Source organism: Aquitalea sp. ASV15 (assembly GCF_016429115.1).
GTDB lineage: Bacteria > Pseudomonadota > Gammaproteobacteria > Burkholderiales > Chromobacteriaceae > Aquitalea > Aquitalea magnusonii.
On the sequence record NZ_JAELTZ010000003.1, the window covers coordinates 75,675 to 93,586 of the forward strand.

The window sequence follows — 17,912 nt, forward strand, 5'->3', positions numbered from 1 at the left end:
CTTAGCGCAGGCCCAGCACGTCTTGCATGTCGAACAGGCCGGACGGCTTGGCCGACAGCCATTTGGCGGCACGTACGGCACCGTTGGCAAAAGTGGCGCGGCTGGAAGCCTTGTGGGTGATTTCCACCCGTTCGCCCAGGGTGGCGAACAGCACGGTATGGTCGCCCACCACATCACCGGCACGCACGGTGGCAAAGCCGATGGTGTTGGGGTCGCGTTCGCCGGTCACCCCTTCACGGCCATACACTGCGCATTCCTTGAGATCACGGCCCAGGGCATCGGCAATCACTTCGCCCATGCGCAGTGCGGTGCCGGAAGGTGCATCCACCTTGAATCGGTGGTGTGCCTCGGTGATCTCGATATCGTAGCCCTCGTTGAGCACCCGCGCAGCCATGTCCAGCAGCTTGAAGGTGAGGTTCACCCCGACGCTGAAGTTGGAGGCAAACACGATGCCGATCTTCTCGGCGGCAGCCTTGATGGCAGCCTTGCCGGCATCATCAAAACCAGTGGTGCCGATGATCATCTGCACGCCGTGCTGCTGGCACTGCTGCAGATAGCCCAATGTGGCTTCCGGACGGGTAAAGTCGATGACGACATCCGCACCGGACAGCGCGGCGGCAAAATCGCTGGAAATCTTCACCCCGGTTTGCTGGCCGATGAACAGGCCGGCGTCCTGGCCGATGAAGTCGGAAGCGGCGCGATCCACGGCGGCATGCAGGCGTGCGCCGGGGGTGGCCAGTACGGATTCGATCAGCGTGCGGCCCATGCGGCCGGCGGCGCCGACGATGACGATATTCAGTTCACTCATTGCTTGGGGGCTTCCTGGGCGGCAGGCTGGGCTTGCTGGACGGGGGCAGAGGCATCAAGCGGCAGGATGGCGCGCTCGGCCGGCTGGGCCGTGCCTTCAACCCGTACCATGGTGTCACCTTCAAAGAATACGGTCAGCAGGGTCTTGTCCACCAGCTTGCCTTGCTTGGTGTCCTGATAGGGGTAATCCCAGCGGTTGTTGTGGAAAGCATCTGTCAGTAGCGGCGTACCCAGCAGGAAACGCACCTGGGAGCGGGTCATGCCGGGCTTGAGCTTGGCCACGGCATCTTCAGTGACATAGTTGCCTTGCTGGATTTCCATCTTGTGGGGGGTAATCCAGTTGATGGGATTCATGGAGGTGCAGCCGGAGAGGGCGATGACGGCAGCGATGATCAGGGCGCGCATGAGACTCCGATGGGCTGAGGATTATATTTAACTGGCGGTGTTAGGCAAAGCCGGAAAAAGGCTTTATCATGCTTCAAAAATCGACCTAATTTATATCACGATGAGCAAAGCCAGTCACCTTAAAGATATCGGCCTGAAAGCCACCGGCCCGCGTCTGAAAATTCTCGACCTGTTCGAGATGACCGATGATCGCCACCTGTCGGCCGAAGATGTCTATCGCAAACTGCTGGCCGAGAATATCGACATCGGTCTGGCCACCATTTACCGCGTGCTGACCCAGTTCGAGCAGGCCGGCATTCTGGTACGCCACCATTTCGAATCCGGCAAGGCCGTGTACGAGCTTAACCAGGGTGGTCACCACGACCACATGGTGTGCGTGAAGTGCGGCAGCGTGATGGAATTCTTCGATCCTGAAATCGAGGCCTTGCAGGATCGCATCGCCGAGCAGCACGGATTTCGCATAGCCGAACACGCGCTGTATCTGTATGGCGAATGCCTGAGCTGCCAGGGCAAAACCGGCAGCAAGTAATGATTCCCTGGCTCGGACACGAGCTGGTTTTTCCTCCGGTTCGTACTGCATTGGCCGAACCGGACGGTTTGTTGGCTGCTGGTGGCGACCTGTCGCCGGCGCGCCTGCTGCTGGGGTACTCCCAGGGCATTTTCCCGTGGTTTTCCGAGGGTGAACCCATTCTGTGGTGGTCGCCGGCACAGCGCATGGTGCTGTTTCCATCCAGGCTGCGTGTCAGCCGTTCGCTGGACAAGACGCTGCGCAATCGCCGCTACCGGGTAACGCTGGACAGCGCTTTCCGGCAAGTGATGGAAGCCTGTGCCGCACCGCGCGCCGGGGCTGCCGGCACCTGGATCATCCAGCCCATGGTGGAAGCCTACTGTCGCCTGCATCAGATCGGAGCGGCACATTCTTTCGAGGTCTGGATGGATGGTGAGCTGGTGGGAGGGCTGTATGGCGTGGCCCTGGGGCGCATGTTTTATGGCGAATCGATGTTTTCCCGCCGCACGGACGCTTCCAAGATCGCCTTTGTCCACATGGCTCGCCACTTGCAGGCGCAGGGTGTGGACATGATCGACTGCCAGATGTATACCCCGCATCTGGCCAGCCTGGGCGCAACGCTGATTCCAAGAGCCGAATTTATTGCTACTCTGAAGAACAAGACGCTTGAACCCCAGGCGGACAGCATGTGGAACTATTGTTTCGACCATGAGCCATCGTGATGCCGGACCGGCGGTTGCCATTCATTTTTATGCCACCGCCCCTTACACCTGCAGTTATCTGGACGGACGCCAGGCGCGCTCGCAAGTGGCGATTCCTGCCGAGGCCATTGATGCCGCGGTTTACAGCCAGCTGGTCAGGCTGGGTTTCCGGCGCAGTGGTCTGTATACCTACCGCCCGTATTGCGACAGTTGCCAGGCTTGCGTGCCGGTACGGCTGCCCGTGGCCAGCTTCACCCCCAACCGCAGTCAGCGCCGCAGCTGGAAGCGCTTGCAGGCCATGGAAGTGCGGCTGCTGCCCTTGCAGTTTCGCCAGGATCATTACCAGCTGTACCGCGACTATCAGCAGTCACGCCATGCCGGGGGCGGCATGGCCGAGGATAATGTGCAGCAGTATTCCGAGTTCATTCTCAAAAGCGGCGTGGACAGCCTGCTGGCGGAGTTCCGGCTGGATGGCGTGCTGAAAATGGTCAGCCTGATCGACCGTCTGGCCGACGGCCTGTCGGCGGTGTACACCTTTTATGATCCGCAGGATGCCCCGGCGGGCTATGGCGTATTCAATGTGCTGTGGCAGGTGGAGCTGGCGCGGGCATGGCAGCTGCCTTATCTGTATCTGGGCTACTGGATTGCCGATTGCCGCAAGATGGCCTACAAGTCGCAGTACCGGCCACTGGAGCAGTTGCAGGACGGCTGCTGGGTGGCAATGGAGCAGGCCGGATAAGCCAGGCCGGTAATGAAAACAGGCTGACCCTGGTCAGCCTGTTTTGCGTATTGCCGCCAGACAGCGATCAGTAAGGGACCACCCGGTCGTTGCCACCGCCAGTCAGTACGCGAACGCGCTGACCGGCAGTCAGCGGGATGTCGGCGTCCTGCACGATGGAAATCATGCGGCCACTGCCATCCAGTTTCACCGTCACTTCCAGAGCATTCTTGCTTCCAATGCTGCGCTGGGCGGCATTGGCACCGAAGCCGCCGGCCAGGGCGCCGACAATGCCACCGGCAATTGAACCGCGGCCACCGCCCAGCTCACTGCCAGCCAGGCCACCCAGGGCGGCCCCGCCCAGGGTCAGCAGTTCGTTGTTCTTGCCTTCCATCTTGACATTGTTCACCGAAACCACGGTGCCCAGTTCTACGGTTTGGGCGCGGCGCATCTGGCCCTGCGAGTAGACTGCAGCGGAGTCGGAGGTGGCGCAGCCGGAGAGCAGGCCCAGCGACAGGCTGCCCAGCATTACCAGGCGAGTCATCTTGTTGAACATATATCCTCCCTCGGATGTCAATTGCGGGTTTGTTGTTGCAGGTGGCGGGCGATCGCCTGGCTGCACTGGGCGATCAGCGGTGGTCCCTGATAGATCAGGCCGCTGTACAGCTGCACCAGTGTGGCGCCGGCTTGCAGCTTTTCTACTGCATCTTCGCCGCTGAGAATGCCGCCTACCCCTATGATGGGCAGGCTGCCGTCTAGTTCACGTGCCAGTTTGCGGATCAGTTGCGTCGAGCGTTCGCGCACCGGTGCACCGGACAGGCCGCCGGCTTCGTCCTGCAGCGGGTGACCGGCGATCTCGCTACGCGACAGCGTGGTATTGGTGGCGATGACGCCATCGATCTGGTGGACGGTCAGCAGGCGGGCGATGTCGGCAATCTGTTCGTCGTCCAGGTCCGGGGCAATCTTCACGGCCAGCGGCACATGGCGGCCATGCTGGTCGGCCAGTTGCTGCTGGCGGGTCTTGAGCGCGGCCAGCAGGCGCGACAGCTCGTCACCCTGCTGCAGCTGGCGCAGGTTCTTGGTATTGGGCGAGGAGATGTTGACCGTGACATAGCTGGCATAGGCATAGACCTTGTCCAGGCAGCTCAGGTAGTCGTCCACCGCGTTTTCAATCGGGGTCACGGCATTCTTGCCGATATTGATGCCCAGCACGCCGTTGAAGCGGCAGTTGCGCACATTGTCGAGCAGGACATCGACGCCGCGGTTGTTGAAACCCATGCGGTTGATGATGCCCTGGTGTTCCGGCACGCGGAACAGGCGCGGTTTGGGGTTGCCATCCTGCGGGCGCGGCGTGATGGTGCCGATTTCCAGAAAGCCGAAGCCCAGCGCCGCCAGTGCGTCGATATGATCGCCATTCTTGTCCAGGCCGGCGGCCAGGCCAACCGCATTGGGAAAGGTCAGGCCCATGGCCTTGACCGGTGCCCGGGTCACGGCCGGAGCGGCCAGGCCAAGCAGGCGCAACTGGTGCGCCTTGTCCAGCAGCTGCAGGGTGTGTTCGTGGGCGGTTTCTGCGTCAAATCTGAACAGCAGAGGGCGCAGAAGCGGGTAGAGCATGAGTGTCTCCGGGATGAATTTGCCCGCTAGTATAACCGGGCAATGGCCCGGAGCCGAAGCCTCACGGTCAAATCCACCCCCGGTCAGGCCGTGTCAGAGTATCTGGCAGGCTTCGTCAAAAGCGAAGCGCGGCGAGCGGGCATGCAGCTTGCCGGCTTCGCCATAGCCCAGGTTGATCAGAACATTGGACTTGAATCGCCCATCGGCAAAGAAGGCCTGGTCGACTCCGGCATTGTCAAAACCCGACATCGGACCGCAGTCCAGCCCCAGCGCGCGTGCCGCCATGATCAGATAGGCAGCTTGCAAGCTGCTATTGCGCGCGGCGGTGGCGGCAATGGCGGCATCGTTGCCTTCAAACCAGCTCCTGGCATCGGCGTGCGGGAACAGCCGTGGCAGGTGCTCATAAAACTGCATGTCCTGCGCCACGATCACGCAGACCGGTGCGGCCATGGTCTTGTCGACATTGCCTTCCATCAGGAAGGGCCGCAGTTTTTCCTTGGCGGCAGCGGTCTTGAGGAAGACGAAGCGGGCTGGCGAGCAGTTGGCGCTGGTGGGGCAGAGCTTGAGCAGGTCAAACAGCTGATGCAGGGTTTCGTCGCTCACCGGACGTTGTTGCCAGTGGCTGTGGCTGCGGGCGTTGTGAAACAGCTGTTCCAGCGCAGTGGCGGATAGCGGGGTGGTCATGGGCTCCTCCTGATTGGTATTGTGCGGGCGTCTGACTATTTGCCGGCCGGGGCGGCTGCCGGTGCCGGGGTGGTGGATGGCTGTGATGGCAGGACCTCTGCCTCGTTCTGGTCTTCGGCCAGCACGGTAATGGACACGCGGCGATTGGTGGCGCGGCCGTCCGGTGTGGTGTTGTCGGCCACCGGCAGGTTTTCGCCCCGTCCTACCGCAACCAGCCTGGCCGGGCTGATGCCGTTTTCCTGAAACAGGCGCACCACGCTGCCGGCGCGCGCGGCGGACAGTTCCCAGTTGGAAGGATAGGTGGCGGTCTTGATGGGGACGTTGTCGGTAAAGCCTTCCACCCGGATCTGGTTGTCCACCTTGGACAGCAGGGCGGCCATGCCGGCCATGATCTGGCGTGACTGGTCGTTGGGCGAGGCCTGTCCCACCGGGAAGAGCGCGGTGTCACGAATATCCACGGTAATGCCCTTGGGGCTCTGGGTGATGTTGACCTGGCCACCCTTGACCAGCGGGTCCATTACCTTGGCCAGGTCGGCGGCCAGCGAGCCGAGTTTGACATTGGGCTCGACATGGTGATCCCCGGTGACCGCCTTGGCGATCGGTTTGGTCTGGGGGACCTGGATCATGGTGTTGGCCCCGCCGCTGGGCGGAGTGGTGTTGATATTGATGGTGGAGCCGCTGCGAAAGGCATCGACAATGGCCGAGGACAGTACCCGGTACTTGCCCTCGTTGACCGAGGAAATGGCGTACATCACCACGAAAAAGGCGAACAGCAGGGTGATGAAGTCGGCATAGGATACCAGCCAGCGTTCATGGTTTTCGTGTTCTTCTTCCTGTCGGCGGCGTCTGCTTGCCATGGGATGCTCCGTGACGGTGAGAGGGTCAGAACAGGCGGGTATTGAACAGGCTGCGCACGCCCCCGGCAAATTCGACGCCTATCTTGCGCGCCACGCGGCTGGACAGGTCATCCTGCTGGGTGTAGTCCACCGTCTTTTCCGCCTTGATGATGTCACGTGCCACCGAACGGGTATTGCCCAGGCCGTCGGCCAGTCCCAGCGGAATGCCCTTTTCGCCTATCCACACCATGCCGGAAAACAGCTGCGGGTCGTTTTTCAGCCGACTGCCGCGGCCATCGCGTACCGCCTTGATGAATTGCTGGTGGATGTCATCCAGCAACTGCTGACGGATGGCTTCCTGCTTGGGATTGGTGGGGGAGAAGGGGTCGCCCATCGCCTTGTTTTCACCGGCGGTTTTCAGGCGGCGCTCCACCCCCAGCTTGTCCATCAGGCCGGTAAAGCCAAAGCCGTCGGACAGCACGCCGATCGAGCCGATGATGCTGGCCTTGTCGACGAAGATCTTGTCCGCAGCCGCAGCGATGTAGTAACAGCCGGAAGCGCACACTTCCTGTACCGTGACATACACCGGGATGGCCGGGTGCAGTTTTTTCTGGCGGCGGATTTCATCATAGGTCATGCCGGACAGTACCGGGCTGCCGCCAGGGCTGTTGGCTTCGATGATGATGCCGCGGGTGCCGCGGTCGGTGTAGGCGTCTTCCAGGGCGGCGCTGAGTTTTTCGGCGGTGTTGTTGTCGCTGTCGATCACGCCATCCAGGCTGATGACGGCGGTGTGGCCGCTGCCAGTGAGGGCCTCGGCCGATTTGTCTTCATTGCGCATAAAGGCAAAGGCCAGCAGGCTGCCGATGATGCCCAGCCACACCAGACGGAAAAAGATTTTCCAGCGGCGGGCACGGCGTTGTTCCACCACGGCGGCCATGGCCAGTTTTTCGACCAGCTGGCGTTCCCAGTTCGGTGTGTCGTTCATTGTGCTTGCCCTGAGTGCGAATGTCGGGAGTCTAGCAAAAATCAGGCCGGCATGACATTCAGCCACACCTGGCCATCTGCTTCATGCAGCGGCAGTGCTTGCAGGCTGTGGCCGCGGCAGGGGCCGCCAACGCAGCGGCCATTATTGGGCAGGTAGAGCGCGCCGTGCATGCTGCACACCAGATACTGGCCGGACAGGTCGAATACATTGCCGTCCTGCAAGTCCAGCTCGATGGGGATGTGGCGGCAGGCATTGATATAGCCATATACCCGGCCCTGGTAGCGCAGCGCCAGGGCGGACAGCGGCTTGCCATCCGCACCGTCCAGCGTGAAGCGCACGGCGCGGCCGCTATCCTGCAAGTCCGTGCTGGCGCAGATCAGTCTAGCCGTGTCAGCAGCCATTGCTGCAACTCCGCAAAGCTGTGGACGATGGCCTGCGGCTGGCACGCCTGCAGCAGCTGCACATCGTGCGCACCATAACTCACGCCAACACCATGCGCACGCGCGTTCAGTGCCATGTTCAAGTCGTGGCTGGTGTCGCCAATCATTACCGTGCGCGCCAGTTCCACGCCCAGTTCGTCGCTGATTTCCTGCAGCATGGCCGGGTGCGGTTTGGAATGGCATTCGTCCACGGTGCGGGTGGCGTCGAACAGCGGCCCCAGCCCGGTTTCCGCCAGCAGGCGATTGAGGCCCACCCGGCTGTTGCCGGTGGCCACCGCCATGAATACGCCACGCTCGCGCAGGGCGTGCAGGCCCTCGCGCACGCCGTCGAACAGCGTCACGCCATCATCGCTGCTGCGGTAATGGCGGATAAAACATTCGGTGAGTGCCTTGTGCTGGGCATCGTCAAGGCCGGGGCAGGCCAGATGCAGCGCCTGGTCCAGCCGCAGGCCGATGACATGGCTGGCTGCCTGGCGCTCCGGCACCGGCAAGCCCAGTTCGCGGCAGGCATTCTGGATGGAATGGGTGATGTGCGCCGTGGAGTCCATCAGCGTGCCATCCCAGTCGAATACCAGCAGGTCGTAGTGGCGTGCCATCAGTTTCTCAGTTTCTTCAGAAAGCCTTCCAGCTCAGCCGGCAACGGCGCTTCCAGCTTCAGCGGCTCGCCGGTGAGCGGATGGGGCAGGCTCAGGCTGCGCGCATGCAGGAACATGCGTTTCAGGCCGCGCTTGGCCAATTCTTTATTAAAGGCGAAATCGCCATATTTTTCGTCACCGGCAATCGGGCAGCCGCTGGCCTGCATGTGCACGCGGATCTGGTGGGTGCGGCCGGTACGCAGATGGGCTTCCACCAGGGTGAAGTCGGCAAAGCGTTCGATGACGCTGAAATTGGTGTGGGCAAACTGGCCATCGTCGCCCTCGGCCACCTTGACGCGACGTTCGCCGTCGGCAGTGTGGAATTTGAACAAGGGCAGCTTGACACTCTTGTTGCTCGGGTCCCAGGAACCCAGCCCCAGCGCCAGATAGCGCTTGTCCGGCACATTGGCGCGCATCATGTCGTGCAGCTTGATCAGTGCCGAGCGCTTCTTGGCCAGCATCAGCAGGCCGGAGGTTTCCCGGTCCAGCCGGTGCACCAGCTCCAGGTATTTCCAGTCGGGATGGGCCTTGCGCAGTTGTTCGATCACGCCAAAGGACACGCCGCTGCCGCCATGCACCGCCACGCCGGCCGGCTTGTCGATCACCAGCAAGGCATTGTCTTCGTATACCACCGGGAAGCTGCCAGGCGGCACCTCATTGACCGGGCGCTCGGCCACGCGGATGGGCGGAATGCGGATCTGGTCGCCCGCCTGGATGCGATAGGACGCATCGATCCGGCCCTTGTTCACCCGGACTTCACCCGAGCGCAAGATGCGATAGATATGGCTTTTGGGCACGCCTTTGAGGATGCGTACCAGGAAGTTGTCCAGCCGTTGGCCGGAATCTCCATCGTCCACGTCAAGAAACGTGACGGAGTCTTTGCGAATGTCAGTCATATTGCTTATACTTCGTGCGCTCGACCGCACATTTCAGTGCGATGACAGCGTTCCGGAAAGCCATGGTCACAGGCAGTATTGCCGCGTGATGCTGCTGCGGGAAAGTGAACCGGCCGGCAGGGTGTTGACCCTGACCTGATGCCGCGTCAACCGGCCGCAGCCAAGGTTAACTCGCTCACCAAAAAGCAGCGATGGTAATGCATTTAGTCGCATAACGCACTCACGAGTATTCCATTTCCTGATGCAGAGCCAGTCAGGAGATCTTGCAGCAAAGTTTGACCCGGCACGCAGCCCTCCAGTTTGTCCAGCTCGCCCGCGATGGCGGGCTGGAAGAAAATTTCCGATGCGCTAATGCGCTCAAACCCTCGGGCCCGTGTGAATTTAGTCAGGAAGTAGGCTTGATATCTCGGTTGTAATGATCTTTATACCAACACTTCTTTCGGAAAGCGCCCATCAATAGCCTCTGGGCCGTCAAATACTGGCTGCATCCCTTGCGTGAGTGCCGCGCAGGGAACGTTTATGAAACGCATGTTGTTTAATGCAACGCAGGCTGAAGAGCTGCGCGTTGCCATCGTCGACGGGCAAAAGCTGGTCGACCTCGATATCGAAACCGTTGGCAAAGAACAACGCAAAGGGAACATCTACAAGGGCATCATCACCCGTATCGAACCCTCCCTCGAAGCGTGCTTTGTCGATTACGGCACCGAGCGCCACGGCTTTCTGCCGTTCAAGGAAGTGTCCCGCTCCTATTTCCAGGGCTATGACGGTGGCCGTCCGCGCATTCAGGACGTGCTGCGCGAAGGCATGGAAGTGGTGGTCCAGGTCGAAAAGGACGAGCGCGGCAACAAGGGCGCTGCCCTGACCACCTATATCAGCCTGGCTGGCCGCTATCTGGTGCTGATGCCCAATAACCCGCGTGGTGGTGGCGTATCGCGCCGCATCGAGGGTGAAGAGCGTCAGGAACTGAAAGACCTGCTGGCCCAGCTGGAAGTCCCCAATGGCATGAGCCTGATTGCCCGTACCGCCGGTATCGGCCGCAATCTGGAAGAACTGCAATGGGACATGGGTTACCTGATGCAGCTGTGGCGCGCCATCGAAGGTGCGGCCGGTTCGCAGAATGCGCCTTTCCTGATCCTGCAGGAAGGCAGCCTGGTGATTCGCGCCATCCGTGACTACTACCATCCGGATATCGGCGAAATCCTGATCGACACCGACGAAATCTACGAACAGGCCCGCCAGTTCATGAGCCACGTGATGCCCAATATGGTGCACCGCGTGAAGCTGTACAAGGATCACGTCCCGCTGTTCTCCCGCTTCCAGATCGAACACCAGATCGAAACCGCCTTCTCGCGCAGCGTGCAGCTGCCGTCCGGTGGTGCCATCGTGATCGACCACACCGAGGCACTGGTCTCCATCGACGTCAACTCCGCCCGCTCCACCAAGGGTGCCGACATCGAGGAAACCGCACTGCGCACCAACGTTGAAGCCGCCGAAGAAATCGCCCGCCAGCTGCGTCTGCGCGACCTGGGCGGTCTGATCGTGATCGACTTCATCGACATGGAAAACCCGAAAAACCAGCGCGAAGTGGAAAACAAGCTGCGCGATGTGCTGAAGCATGACCGCGCCCGCGTGCAAATGGGCAAGCTGTCCCGCTTTGGCCTGCTGGAACTGTCGCGTCAGCGTCTGCAACCGTCGCTGGGTGAAACCAGCCACGAGCCTTGCCCGCGCTGCCATGGCATCGGCTTCATCCGTGGTACCGAATCCTCCGCCCTGCACATCCTGCGCATCATCCAGGAAGAGGCGATGAAGGAAAACACCGGTGCGGTACACGCCCAGGTGCCGGTGGATGTGGCCACCTTCCTGCTGAACGAGAAGCGTGCCGAAATCCACTCCATCGAAGAGCGCCTGGATGTGGATGTGGTGCTGATTCCCAACATCCATCTGGAAACCCCGCACTACAAGATCGTGCGCGTGCGTCACGATGATCTGGCCGAGCTGGGCGATGGCCCGAGCTATCTGCGCGTGGAAGTGCAGGAAGAAGACATCATCACCAACTTCGGTCAGGAAAAGCCCAAGGTCGAACGTCAGGAAGCCGCCGTCAAGGGCATCACGCCGCAACAGCCGGCTCCGGTGTCCAGCCAGCCCGAAGTCGCGGCAGCGGCAGCGCCGGTGGTGGCCGAGCAGGGTGTGATCGGCCGTTTCTTCGGCTGGGTCAAGAGCCTGTTTGCCGAGCCGGAAGCGGCACCGCAGGAAACCGAAAAGAAAAAGCCGGCAGCTGCGCCGCAGCCGCGTGACGGTCAGCGTAATGGCAACCGCCAGCGCAATAACGAACGTCGTCCGGGCAGCCAGGCGCGACGTGACCATCATGAGCGTCGTCAGGGCGAAGAAGCCGGCAAACGCCCGGCCGAAGCCCGCCAGGATGGCGAGCGTCAGGATGGCCGCCGTCAGCAGCGCAATGAGCGCCCTGATCGTCAGGAACGTCCGGAGCGCGTAGAGCGTGCCGAGCGCGCCGAACGTCCGGAGCGTGGCGAACGTGCCGAGCGTGGCGAACAGCCGCAACGCGAGCCGCGCCAGCGCCGTGAACGCGAACCGCGTGAAAACCGCGAGCCGCGTGAGCAGAATGCGCGTCCGCAAGCGGAAGAACGTGGCGAGCAGCCGTCCGCCCCGCAAGCCGCGGAAAAGTCCTCGCGTCGTCGTCAGCCGCAAGCCGAGCGCAATGAAGCCGACAAGCCGCAGGCCAATGCAGCAGAAGAACTCAAGCTGAACAGCGCCGAAGGCGTGGAAGCTGCCGCCGAATCGGCCGAACAGCAAGAGCGTGGCGAGCGTGGTCGTCGTCGTCGTGGTCGTCGTGACCGTCGTCGTGAGCCGCTGGAAGGCGAAAACACTGCAGCGCTGGGCGAAGCCGGCGAAGTGCTCGCTGCCGCTGCAAGCGGTGTGCTTGCTGCAGAAGCGCTTGCTGCCGTGGACGCTGTTGCGCAGCCGGAAGCCGTGCAGCCGGTCGAGCCAGTGGCAGCCGTGACGGCTGAGCCGCTGGCACAGCCTGCGGTCGAGCCGGCGGTAGCCGAGGTGGCCGTCGCAGCCGAGGCGCCTGTCCAGACCGAAGCGCAGCCTGTGGTGGCGGAAGCCGCAGCAGTAGCTGTCGAGCAGCCTGTGCTGGAGCCCGTTGCGGTAACGGAACTGCCCGAACAAGCCCCGGCAGCGGTGGAAGCCCCGGCAGTGGTGGAGGCCCCGGTAGAGGTGGTTGCTGCTGCGGTGGTGCTGGAGCAAGTCAGCACGGTCGTCGAAGTCCAGTCGGAAGCGCTTGCTGCTGAGCAGGCTGCCGTGGCCGAGGTGGCTGTAGTAGCAGAGCCGGTTGCGGCAGAGCCGGTGGTGGCGGTGGTCGAGCAGGTGGCAGAAGTGGTCGCTGCTCCGGTGGCCGAAGTACTGGCTGCCCCGGCAGTGACTGCTGTGGAAACCAAGCCGGAAGTTCCGGCTGACCTGGGTGGTCTGGTCATGGTGGCCACCAAGGCTGTGGTACAGCAGGAACAGCCGCAAATCGAAGTGCCGGCCGGTCCGCGTCGACGCGATGTGGTTCGTCAGGCCGCCGAGCAGGCAGCACCGGTGGCGGTAGCCTTGCAGCAAGTGGAAACCCGCAATAACTGATGCATTCCGTCGGGCCTCTGAAAATTCAATTCAGGGGCTTGACGGTCAGGTCGGTTTTTTATAGAATTGCGTTCTCTCAAGGCAATTCCCTGATAGCTCAGTCGGTAGAGCGACGGACTGTTAATCCGCAGGTCGCAGGTTCGAGCCCTGCTCGGGGAGCCACTAGATTCAAGCACTTAGCCCACCTGCACGGTGGGCTTTTTGTTTTAGCCCGTCTTTTTGCTGCATTTTTGCTGCACTGTGTTGCAGCCCGATGCAACATGCCTGCGTTTTATTTCCTGAAACTTCGCTATACGCCAATCCATCCATTTGGAGAATCAGTATGGCAAGTATCACCCGTCGGGGTCCATTTCAGTTCCAGGCTATTGTCCGCCGCAAGGGCTACCCCACCCAAACCAAGACTTTTGAAACACGTAACGAAGCAGAAGCATGGTCACGCTCAATTGAGTCAAAGATAGACGTCAATCAGTTCCGTGACCGTCGCGAGCTGGAAATGCTCACGCTGGGCGACCTTTTGCAGCGCTACCTGAAAGAAGTCACGCCTACAAAACGCGGTGCTGTCCAAGAAGGCAACCGCATCAAGCAGTTGCTCGAGCATCCGCTGGCACTGCGACCGCTGTCGACTTTGCGTGCCAGTGATTTTGCCAGCTATCGCAATGAACGGCTGGAGAACCATCGCGCCAATACCGTGCGTCTCGAACTGGCATTGCTCTCTCACCTGTACACCATCGCCATTCGCGAATGGTCGCTCCCTCTTGAGCATGAGCTGAAAAAAGTCAGCCGTCCGAAAGCTGACCCCGGCCGTGAACGCCGACTGCAACCGGGGGAACTGGCACGCTTGCTCGCAGCCATCAAGCAACAAGATGGGAGTGCCGGACCGGCACTCACCGCCTGTATCGAACTAGCGCTGGAGACAGGAATGCGTGCGGGGGAACTGCTAAGCCTGGAATGGTGCCAGGTCGATTTGGCTTCCGCCGTTCTGTATCTGGACATGACAAAGAACGGCACATCTCGCCTCGTCCCCTTATCCGAAAAGGCCGAGCAAGTTCTGGCTAGCTTGCCACGCAACGGCCGGCGCGTTTTCCCTAATTTTTACGACACATCGGGTCTGGACCGGGTATTCAAACGTGCCTGCAATGTTGCCGGTATCGAAGGGCTGCACTTCCACGACCTGCGCCACGAGTCTGCATCGCAGCGTGCACCGCATGTCACCCCACAAACGCTGGCCAAGCTTTATGGCTGGAAGAGTTTGCAGATGGCCATGCGCTACTACAACCCGCTGCTTTCCGAGCTGCATGCCGCCATTGGCCGGACATCGCCACTCACTCCTTATTAATAGGTATATGCCCAGCGCCGCTACCATTTGCGCGGCGCTGTCTTGACGAGGACATCTCATGCGCTCAACAGGAAAGTGCGGCTCCGCACACCCATCAATAGCAAACCATGGCAACGCACAGGCTCTGCCACCTGCCGTACGGGAACTGGCAGACCTGCTGGCTGAACTGGCATGTCAGCAACTCAACCCGCAACCCTCTTCTCCGGTTGAAGTAGCACCATCCGGTCAGAAAGGAAATTGCCCATGACAACGGCCGCAATCTACGCACGGTATTCGTGTGAAAAGCAAAATGAAACCACTCTGGAAGACCAACTCCGCCTCTGCCAAGAACTTGCTCAGCGGCATGGGCTTGATGTCCGGCAAGACCTCATCTTTACCGATGCCGCCATCCCTGGCGTATCCAATAAGGCTCACAAGCGCACGGGATACCAGGCATTTCTTAAAGCGTGGCGCAATGGTGAGTTCGATGTCTTCATCATTGATGAAGTCACGCGTTTGTCACGTGACGGTGTAGAACTGGCACAAATCGCCAAACTGCTGGAAAGCCGTAAGGTCCGCATGCTCTGTTGCTCCGGGTTGGATTCACATGTAGCCGGGTGGGAAATGTACTTTGCCATGGAATGCATGCTTGCCCAGAACGAAGGGCGCTTCATGCGACATCGCGTGGGTCGGGGCATGCTGGGGCAATTGATTCGAGGTTACATGGTGGCAACGCCCGCCTATGGCTACGACCTGCAACGCGAATTTGATGAGCAAAACAACCGAATCGGTAGTCACTGGATAATCAACGCCAAGGAGGCTGCGATTGTGCGTGAGGTATATGCACGCCGCGCATCGGGCCAGTCCATGCAGCAAATTGCAGCATGGCTGAATACCGAGAAAATTCCTTGCAGCCGTAATGCGCTGACTGCGGGTGGTGGCTACTGGCGACCTGCTCGGGTGCGGAACTTGCTGAGCAATACCATCTACCGCGGCGTATTTACCTGGCACGGTTCGAAAACCTACGCTTATCGCGCAGCAAAACGCGGCATTGAAGTCGAGATGCAATTGTTTGTGCGGCCTGAATTACGTCTTGTCAATGACGATACATGGCATCAATGCAACCAGAAAACCCCAAGTCAGACCAACCATGCCAAAGACAAACATCCGCTGGCCGATCTGATTCGCTGTGGGTGCTGTGGTGGCACGCTGGTACTGTCAGCGCAGTCACGCTGCCGCTCACTGTACTGCGCCAACTGCACGGTGGCGCAAGGTGCCGATGTTGGTGGGGTGCGCCAGACATCAACGTTTGCAGTCAAGGGCGCGGAAAAACTGATCCTGCATGCTTTTAGCCATTTCCTCACCCCTGCCTTTATGGACGCATTCAGGAACGCCTTGCAGTTGAGACTGACAGGTCAGCAACGACAACAGGTTGAAGATTGCAAAATGCGCCTTGACCAGTTCACACGTACTCAAGAACGCCTGTCGCATATGCTGGTTGCCATTTCGGAGGACGACCTGCTCTTGCAGCAACGCTATGAAGAGACCCGTGCGAAGGTAAAGGAAACACGTATACAACTTGCCGAGTTGGAAGCAGCACAGCGGGATCTCGACATGAAAGCCATGCAATTGCAATCAGAAGTCGACCCCAAAACCTTGCTCGATACACTGCTACAAGCTGACTTTGCGCCGGACCACACCCGCGCCTTGTTAGCACGATTGTTGCCGGTCATTCGCTTTGATGGCAGACCAACACGTTACAGCCTGGACTTTTATATCGAGTTTGCCGCTGGTGCCACGCTCACGCAGCCCAGCAGCACGAAAGCAACGGACAAGGGACGCCAGTCAATGCACTGCCGGTTGAAGTACATGCACAGGGGCAAGCTCGAGCCAGACCAGCGCTGGTCGGTGGTTGAGAGGTAAGAGGCCTGGCAAGGCTTTACAGCAGCGGGGTGAATGCCCCGCTGCTTCTACTATACGAAGCCTGTAACCTGTGCTCGTAGCAGACTTTGGTTGCTACTAATTAGCAGCTCCGATGTCAACTTGTCGGCCAAAGCAGTCGGTGGATGGCATGTGTGGGGGCGACTTCTGACAGCCAAGAGTGGCCATTACCTAGATACGAAGCCAACGATTTAAGTTCAGCCGAAATTACTTCGATACACACCATCGTGTGCATTGTGGCTGAGAGTGGTTGTAGCTTTAGACAGGAATTGAAATTGCCGGTGCAAGAGCGGTATACCTGCTAAACAAATAATGATGTTTGCATTTATTTGTTAATGTATGTAAATTCTTATCATTTTTCATCAATACTGCTTGTATTACTCGATACGTTGTTCGCTCTTGATGAAGTAAAGATGAAAAGGGGTACACACTCTATAGTGCCCCTTGATTGCTTAATTCAAATATCGGAATTCTGTAAGTAATTAATTGGAGGTATTATGACAATATCTAGCCTTGGCAGCTATATTACCAGTTCATACACCAGTACCAACGATATCAAAATTAGCTCTTCTGCAACAATACCAAGTAAATCCGAAGATAAACTCGTTTCAAGTGATACTGTAGTAACGATTTCATCTACATCCAAAAATTTGTCAGAAAATGCAAATAATTTTGAAAATATCGGATTGCAAGCAAGAGCCAAACTTGATTCATTGATCAAAGCAACTGCACAAAAAAATGGAGTAACACCTCAAGCAGTTAATATAGGAGCTATGAGTGTGAGCGATTACTCAGTATTTAGTGATCAAGAGCTTGCGGCTATGTCACTCAATTCCTCGAAAAATTTTTTGTCAATTGAGAGTGATCAAGCGCGTGGGGCCTTAGCCGCAAGAGTTGCTGTCTCACTTAAGCCCTATCAAGCGGCGACAAATGCTGGTGATAGACGGGGGCACACAATGGCAATTAATGCTCTGTACGATAGTATGACACCTGAAATCCGTCACGCTCTAGGATGGACCCCAGTCATGATGGAAGAAACAAATTTACTTCTTGAAAGCGATACTAAAAAATTTGGCAAGTTAGACCAGACTGGAGTTTTAAATCACTTAAAGCATGCATCCTCAAATGGCGGCATATCCATTAAGATTTCATAATTTTTATGCTTGTTTCAGCATGTGGGATTGCTCGAGCAGTTCTGGCATTTCATGTTGCAATGATTTTGCAAGTGGTCTGCATGGGCATACTCAATACCGCACTTTGAAATTTTACTGGAATAGGTATCGCATTGATTTCCAGATTATCCTCTGGAATTTTCTCTGGATTAAAGCCATCAATATTAAATATTTCGACAAAAATTAATTCAATCTTGGTTTTTATGCCATCTAATGAGAACGCCTAGAATGACAGCTATCTGATCGATAGCCGCCACTCCTCACGAGCAGTCGAACGTCCGCTCTGGCCGAATTCTAGTCATCATCGTTAAGTCTGCTAAACAGAAGCTGCATCCCGTCACAATGTTATAGCGTCTACCAGAATTCTGTCCCGAAAAACGCCCGCAGACAAGGAAGACCGGGCATCGAGCATGATGCCCGGTCTTGAGAGAGAATAATTTCCTTACCAACATTACCTTATCCCGCTCACTGATCCGCCAAGACCAGTTGTCGTGTCCCCCGCCGCCAAGCAGAGAACACGGCACATCACTGCAAAGGGCCGCCAAGCCCTTCCCCCGTAAGGGGTACACACATTTTTCCACCGCTGACAGTTTTCGAGTACCGGTTGCCCGGT

Annotated in this window: 17 protein-coding genes and 1 tRNA gene; 8 read left to right on the forward strand and 10 right to left on the reverse strand. The window is 58.8% G+C overall.

Translation table 11 applies throughout. The features are described 5' to 3' along the window. Window position 1 precedes the first annotated feature (1 nt). A complete protein-coding gene (dapB, locus tag JHD64_RS02030; protein ID WP_110313191.1) occupies window positions 2-808 on the reverse strand; it encodes a 4-hydroxy-tetrahydrodipicolinate reductase in 807 nt (268 codons plus the stop codon). Next, window positions 805-1,212: an outer membrane protein assembly factor BamE gene (locus JHD64_RS02035; protein ID WP_199052096.1), complete on the reverse strand. Its 408-nt coding sequence runs from the start codon at window positions 1,210-1,212 to the stop codon at window positions 805-807. Before JHD64_RS02035 ends, dapB begins: the two co-directional genes overlap by 4 nt. A gap of 100 nt (window positions 1,213-1,312) precedes the next feature. Here JHD64_RS02035 and fur point away from each other — a divergent pair, with 100 nt between their 5' ends. Genes fur through JHD64_RS02050 form a run of 3 tightly spaced genes read left to right on the forward strand, consistent with a single transcriptional unit; the run spans window position 1,313 to window position 3,160 of the window. Next, complete coding sequence (fur, locus tag JHD64_RS02040) at window positions 1,313-1,741, forward strand: ferric iron uptake transcriptional regulator (protein WP_059286148.1); 429 nt, start codon at window positions 1,313-1,315, stop codon at window positions 1,739-1,741. Next, window positions 1,741-2,442, forward strand: coding sequence for a leucyl/phenylalanyl-tRNA--protein transferase (gene aat, locus JHD64_RS02045; protein WP_059286149.1), 702 nt, complete (start codon window positions 1,741-1,743; stop codon window positions 2,440-2,442). The genes fur and aat overlap by 1 nt, the downstream gene beginning before the upstream one ends. Next, window positions 2,429-3,160, forward strand: a complete 732-nt coding sequence (locus JHD64_RS02050) for an arginyltransferase (protein WP_199052097.1) — start codon at window positions 2,429-2,431, stop codon at window positions 3,158-3,160. The genes aat and JHD64_RS02050 overlap by 14 nt, the downstream gene beginning before the upstream one ends. 67 nt (window positions 3,161-3,227) lie before the next feature. Here JHD64_RS02050 and JHD64_RS02055 read toward each other — a convergent pair whose 3' ends face one another. From JHD64_RS02055 to JHD64_RS02090, 8 genes are all read right to left on the reverse strand, one after another. Next, on the reverse strand, window positions 3,228-3,683 hold the full coding sequence (locus tag JHD64_RS02055; RefSeq protein ID WP_233170294.1) for a glycine zipper 2TM domain-containing protein: 456 nt from the start codon (window positions 3,681-3,683) through the stop codon (window positions 3,228-3,230). A gap of 29 nt (window positions 3,684-3,712) precedes the next feature. Further along, window positions 3,713-4,753, reverse strand: coding sequence for a quinone-dependent dihydroorotate dehydrogenase (locus JHD64_RS02060; protein WP_199052098.1), 1,041 nt, complete (start codon window positions 4,751-4,753; stop codon window positions 3,713-3,715). A gap of 93 nt (window positions 4,754-4,846) precedes the next feature. Further along, window positions 4,847-5,437 carry a malonic semialdehyde reductase gene (locus tag JHD64_RS02065; protein WP_059286151.1) on the reverse strand — a complete coding sequence of 197 codons (591 nt, stop codon included), beginning with the start codon at window positions 5,435-5,437 and terminating at the stop codon, window positions 4,847-4,849. Window positions 5,438-5,472: 35 nt separating this feature from the next. Further along, complete coding sequence (gene motD / locus JHD64_RS02070; RefSeq protein ID WP_199052099.1) at window positions 5,473-6,294, reverse strand: flagellar motor protein MotD; 822 nt, start codon at window positions 6,292-6,294, stop codon at window positions 5,473-5,475. Window positions 6,295-6,319: 25 nt separating this feature from the next. Beyond that, window positions 6,320-7,258 carry a S49 family peptidase gene (locus JHD64_RS02075; RefSeq protein WP_199052100.1) on the reverse strand — a complete coding sequence of 313 codons (939 nt, stop codon included), beginning with the start codon at window positions 7,256-7,258 and terminating at the stop codon, window positions 6,320-6,322. A 41-nt stretch (window positions 7,259-7,299) separates the two neighbouring features. Further along, window positions 7,300-7,659 (reverse strand): Rieske 2Fe-2S domain-containing protein, encoded by a 360-nt coding sequence (locus tag JHD64_RS02080; protein ID WP_199052101.1) that lies wholly within the window; start codon window positions 7,657-7,659, stop codon window positions 7,300-7,302. Continuing rightward, window positions 7,635-8,294 carry an HAD-IA family hydrolase gene (locus JHD64_RS02085; RefSeq protein ID WP_199052102.1) on the reverse strand — a complete coding sequence of 220 codons (660 nt, stop codon included), beginning with the start codon at window positions 8,292-8,294 and terminating at the stop codon, window positions 7,635-7,637. The genes JHD64_RS02080 and JHD64_RS02085 overlap by 25 nt, the downstream gene beginning before the upstream one ends. Beyond that, window positions 8,294-9,229, reverse strand: coding sequence for an RluA family pseudouridine synthase (locus JHD64_RS02090; RefSeq protein WP_199052103.1), 936 nt, complete (start codon window positions 9,227-9,229; stop codon window positions 8,294-8,296). Before JHD64_RS02090 ends, JHD64_RS02085 begins: the two co-directional genes overlap by 1 nt. A gap of 519 nt (window positions 9,230-9,748) precedes the next feature. Between JHD64_RS02090 and JHD64_RS02095 the strand changes: the two genes are divergently transcribed. The 5 genes from JHD64_RS02095 (at window position 9,749) to JHD64_RS02115 (ending at window position 17,281) form a co-directional block, all read left to right on the forward strand. Beyond that, window positions 9,749-12,871, forward strand: a complete 3,123-nt coding sequence (locus JHD64_RS02095; protein ID WP_199052104.1) for an Rne/Rng family ribonuclease — start codon at window positions 9,749-9,751, stop codon at window positions 12,869-12,871. A gap of 86 nt (window positions 12,872-12,957) precedes the next feature. Next, window positions 12,958-13,033 (forward strand) — tRNA-Asn (locus JHD64_RS02100). 160 nt (window positions 13,034-13,193) lie between these two features. Then, entirely contained in the window at window positions 13,194-14,207 is a 1,014-nt protein-coding gene (locus JHD64_RS02105) for a site-specific integrase (protein ID WP_199052105.1), read from the forward strand. A gap of 243 nt (window positions 14,208-14,450) precedes the next feature. Continuing rightward, complete coding sequence (locus JHD64_RS02110; protein ID WP_199052106.1) at window positions 14,451-16,109, forward strand: recombinase family protein; 1,659 nt, start codon at window positions 14,451-14,453, stop codon at window positions 16,107-16,109. Between the two features lie 515 nt (window positions 16,110-16,624). After that, on the forward strand, window positions 16,625-17,281 hold the full coding sequence (locus tag JHD64_RS02115) for a hypothetical protein (protein WP_199052107.1): 657 nt from the start codon (window positions 16,625-16,627) through the stop codon (window positions 17,279-17,281). Window positions 17,282-17,912: the final 631 nt, after the last annotated feature.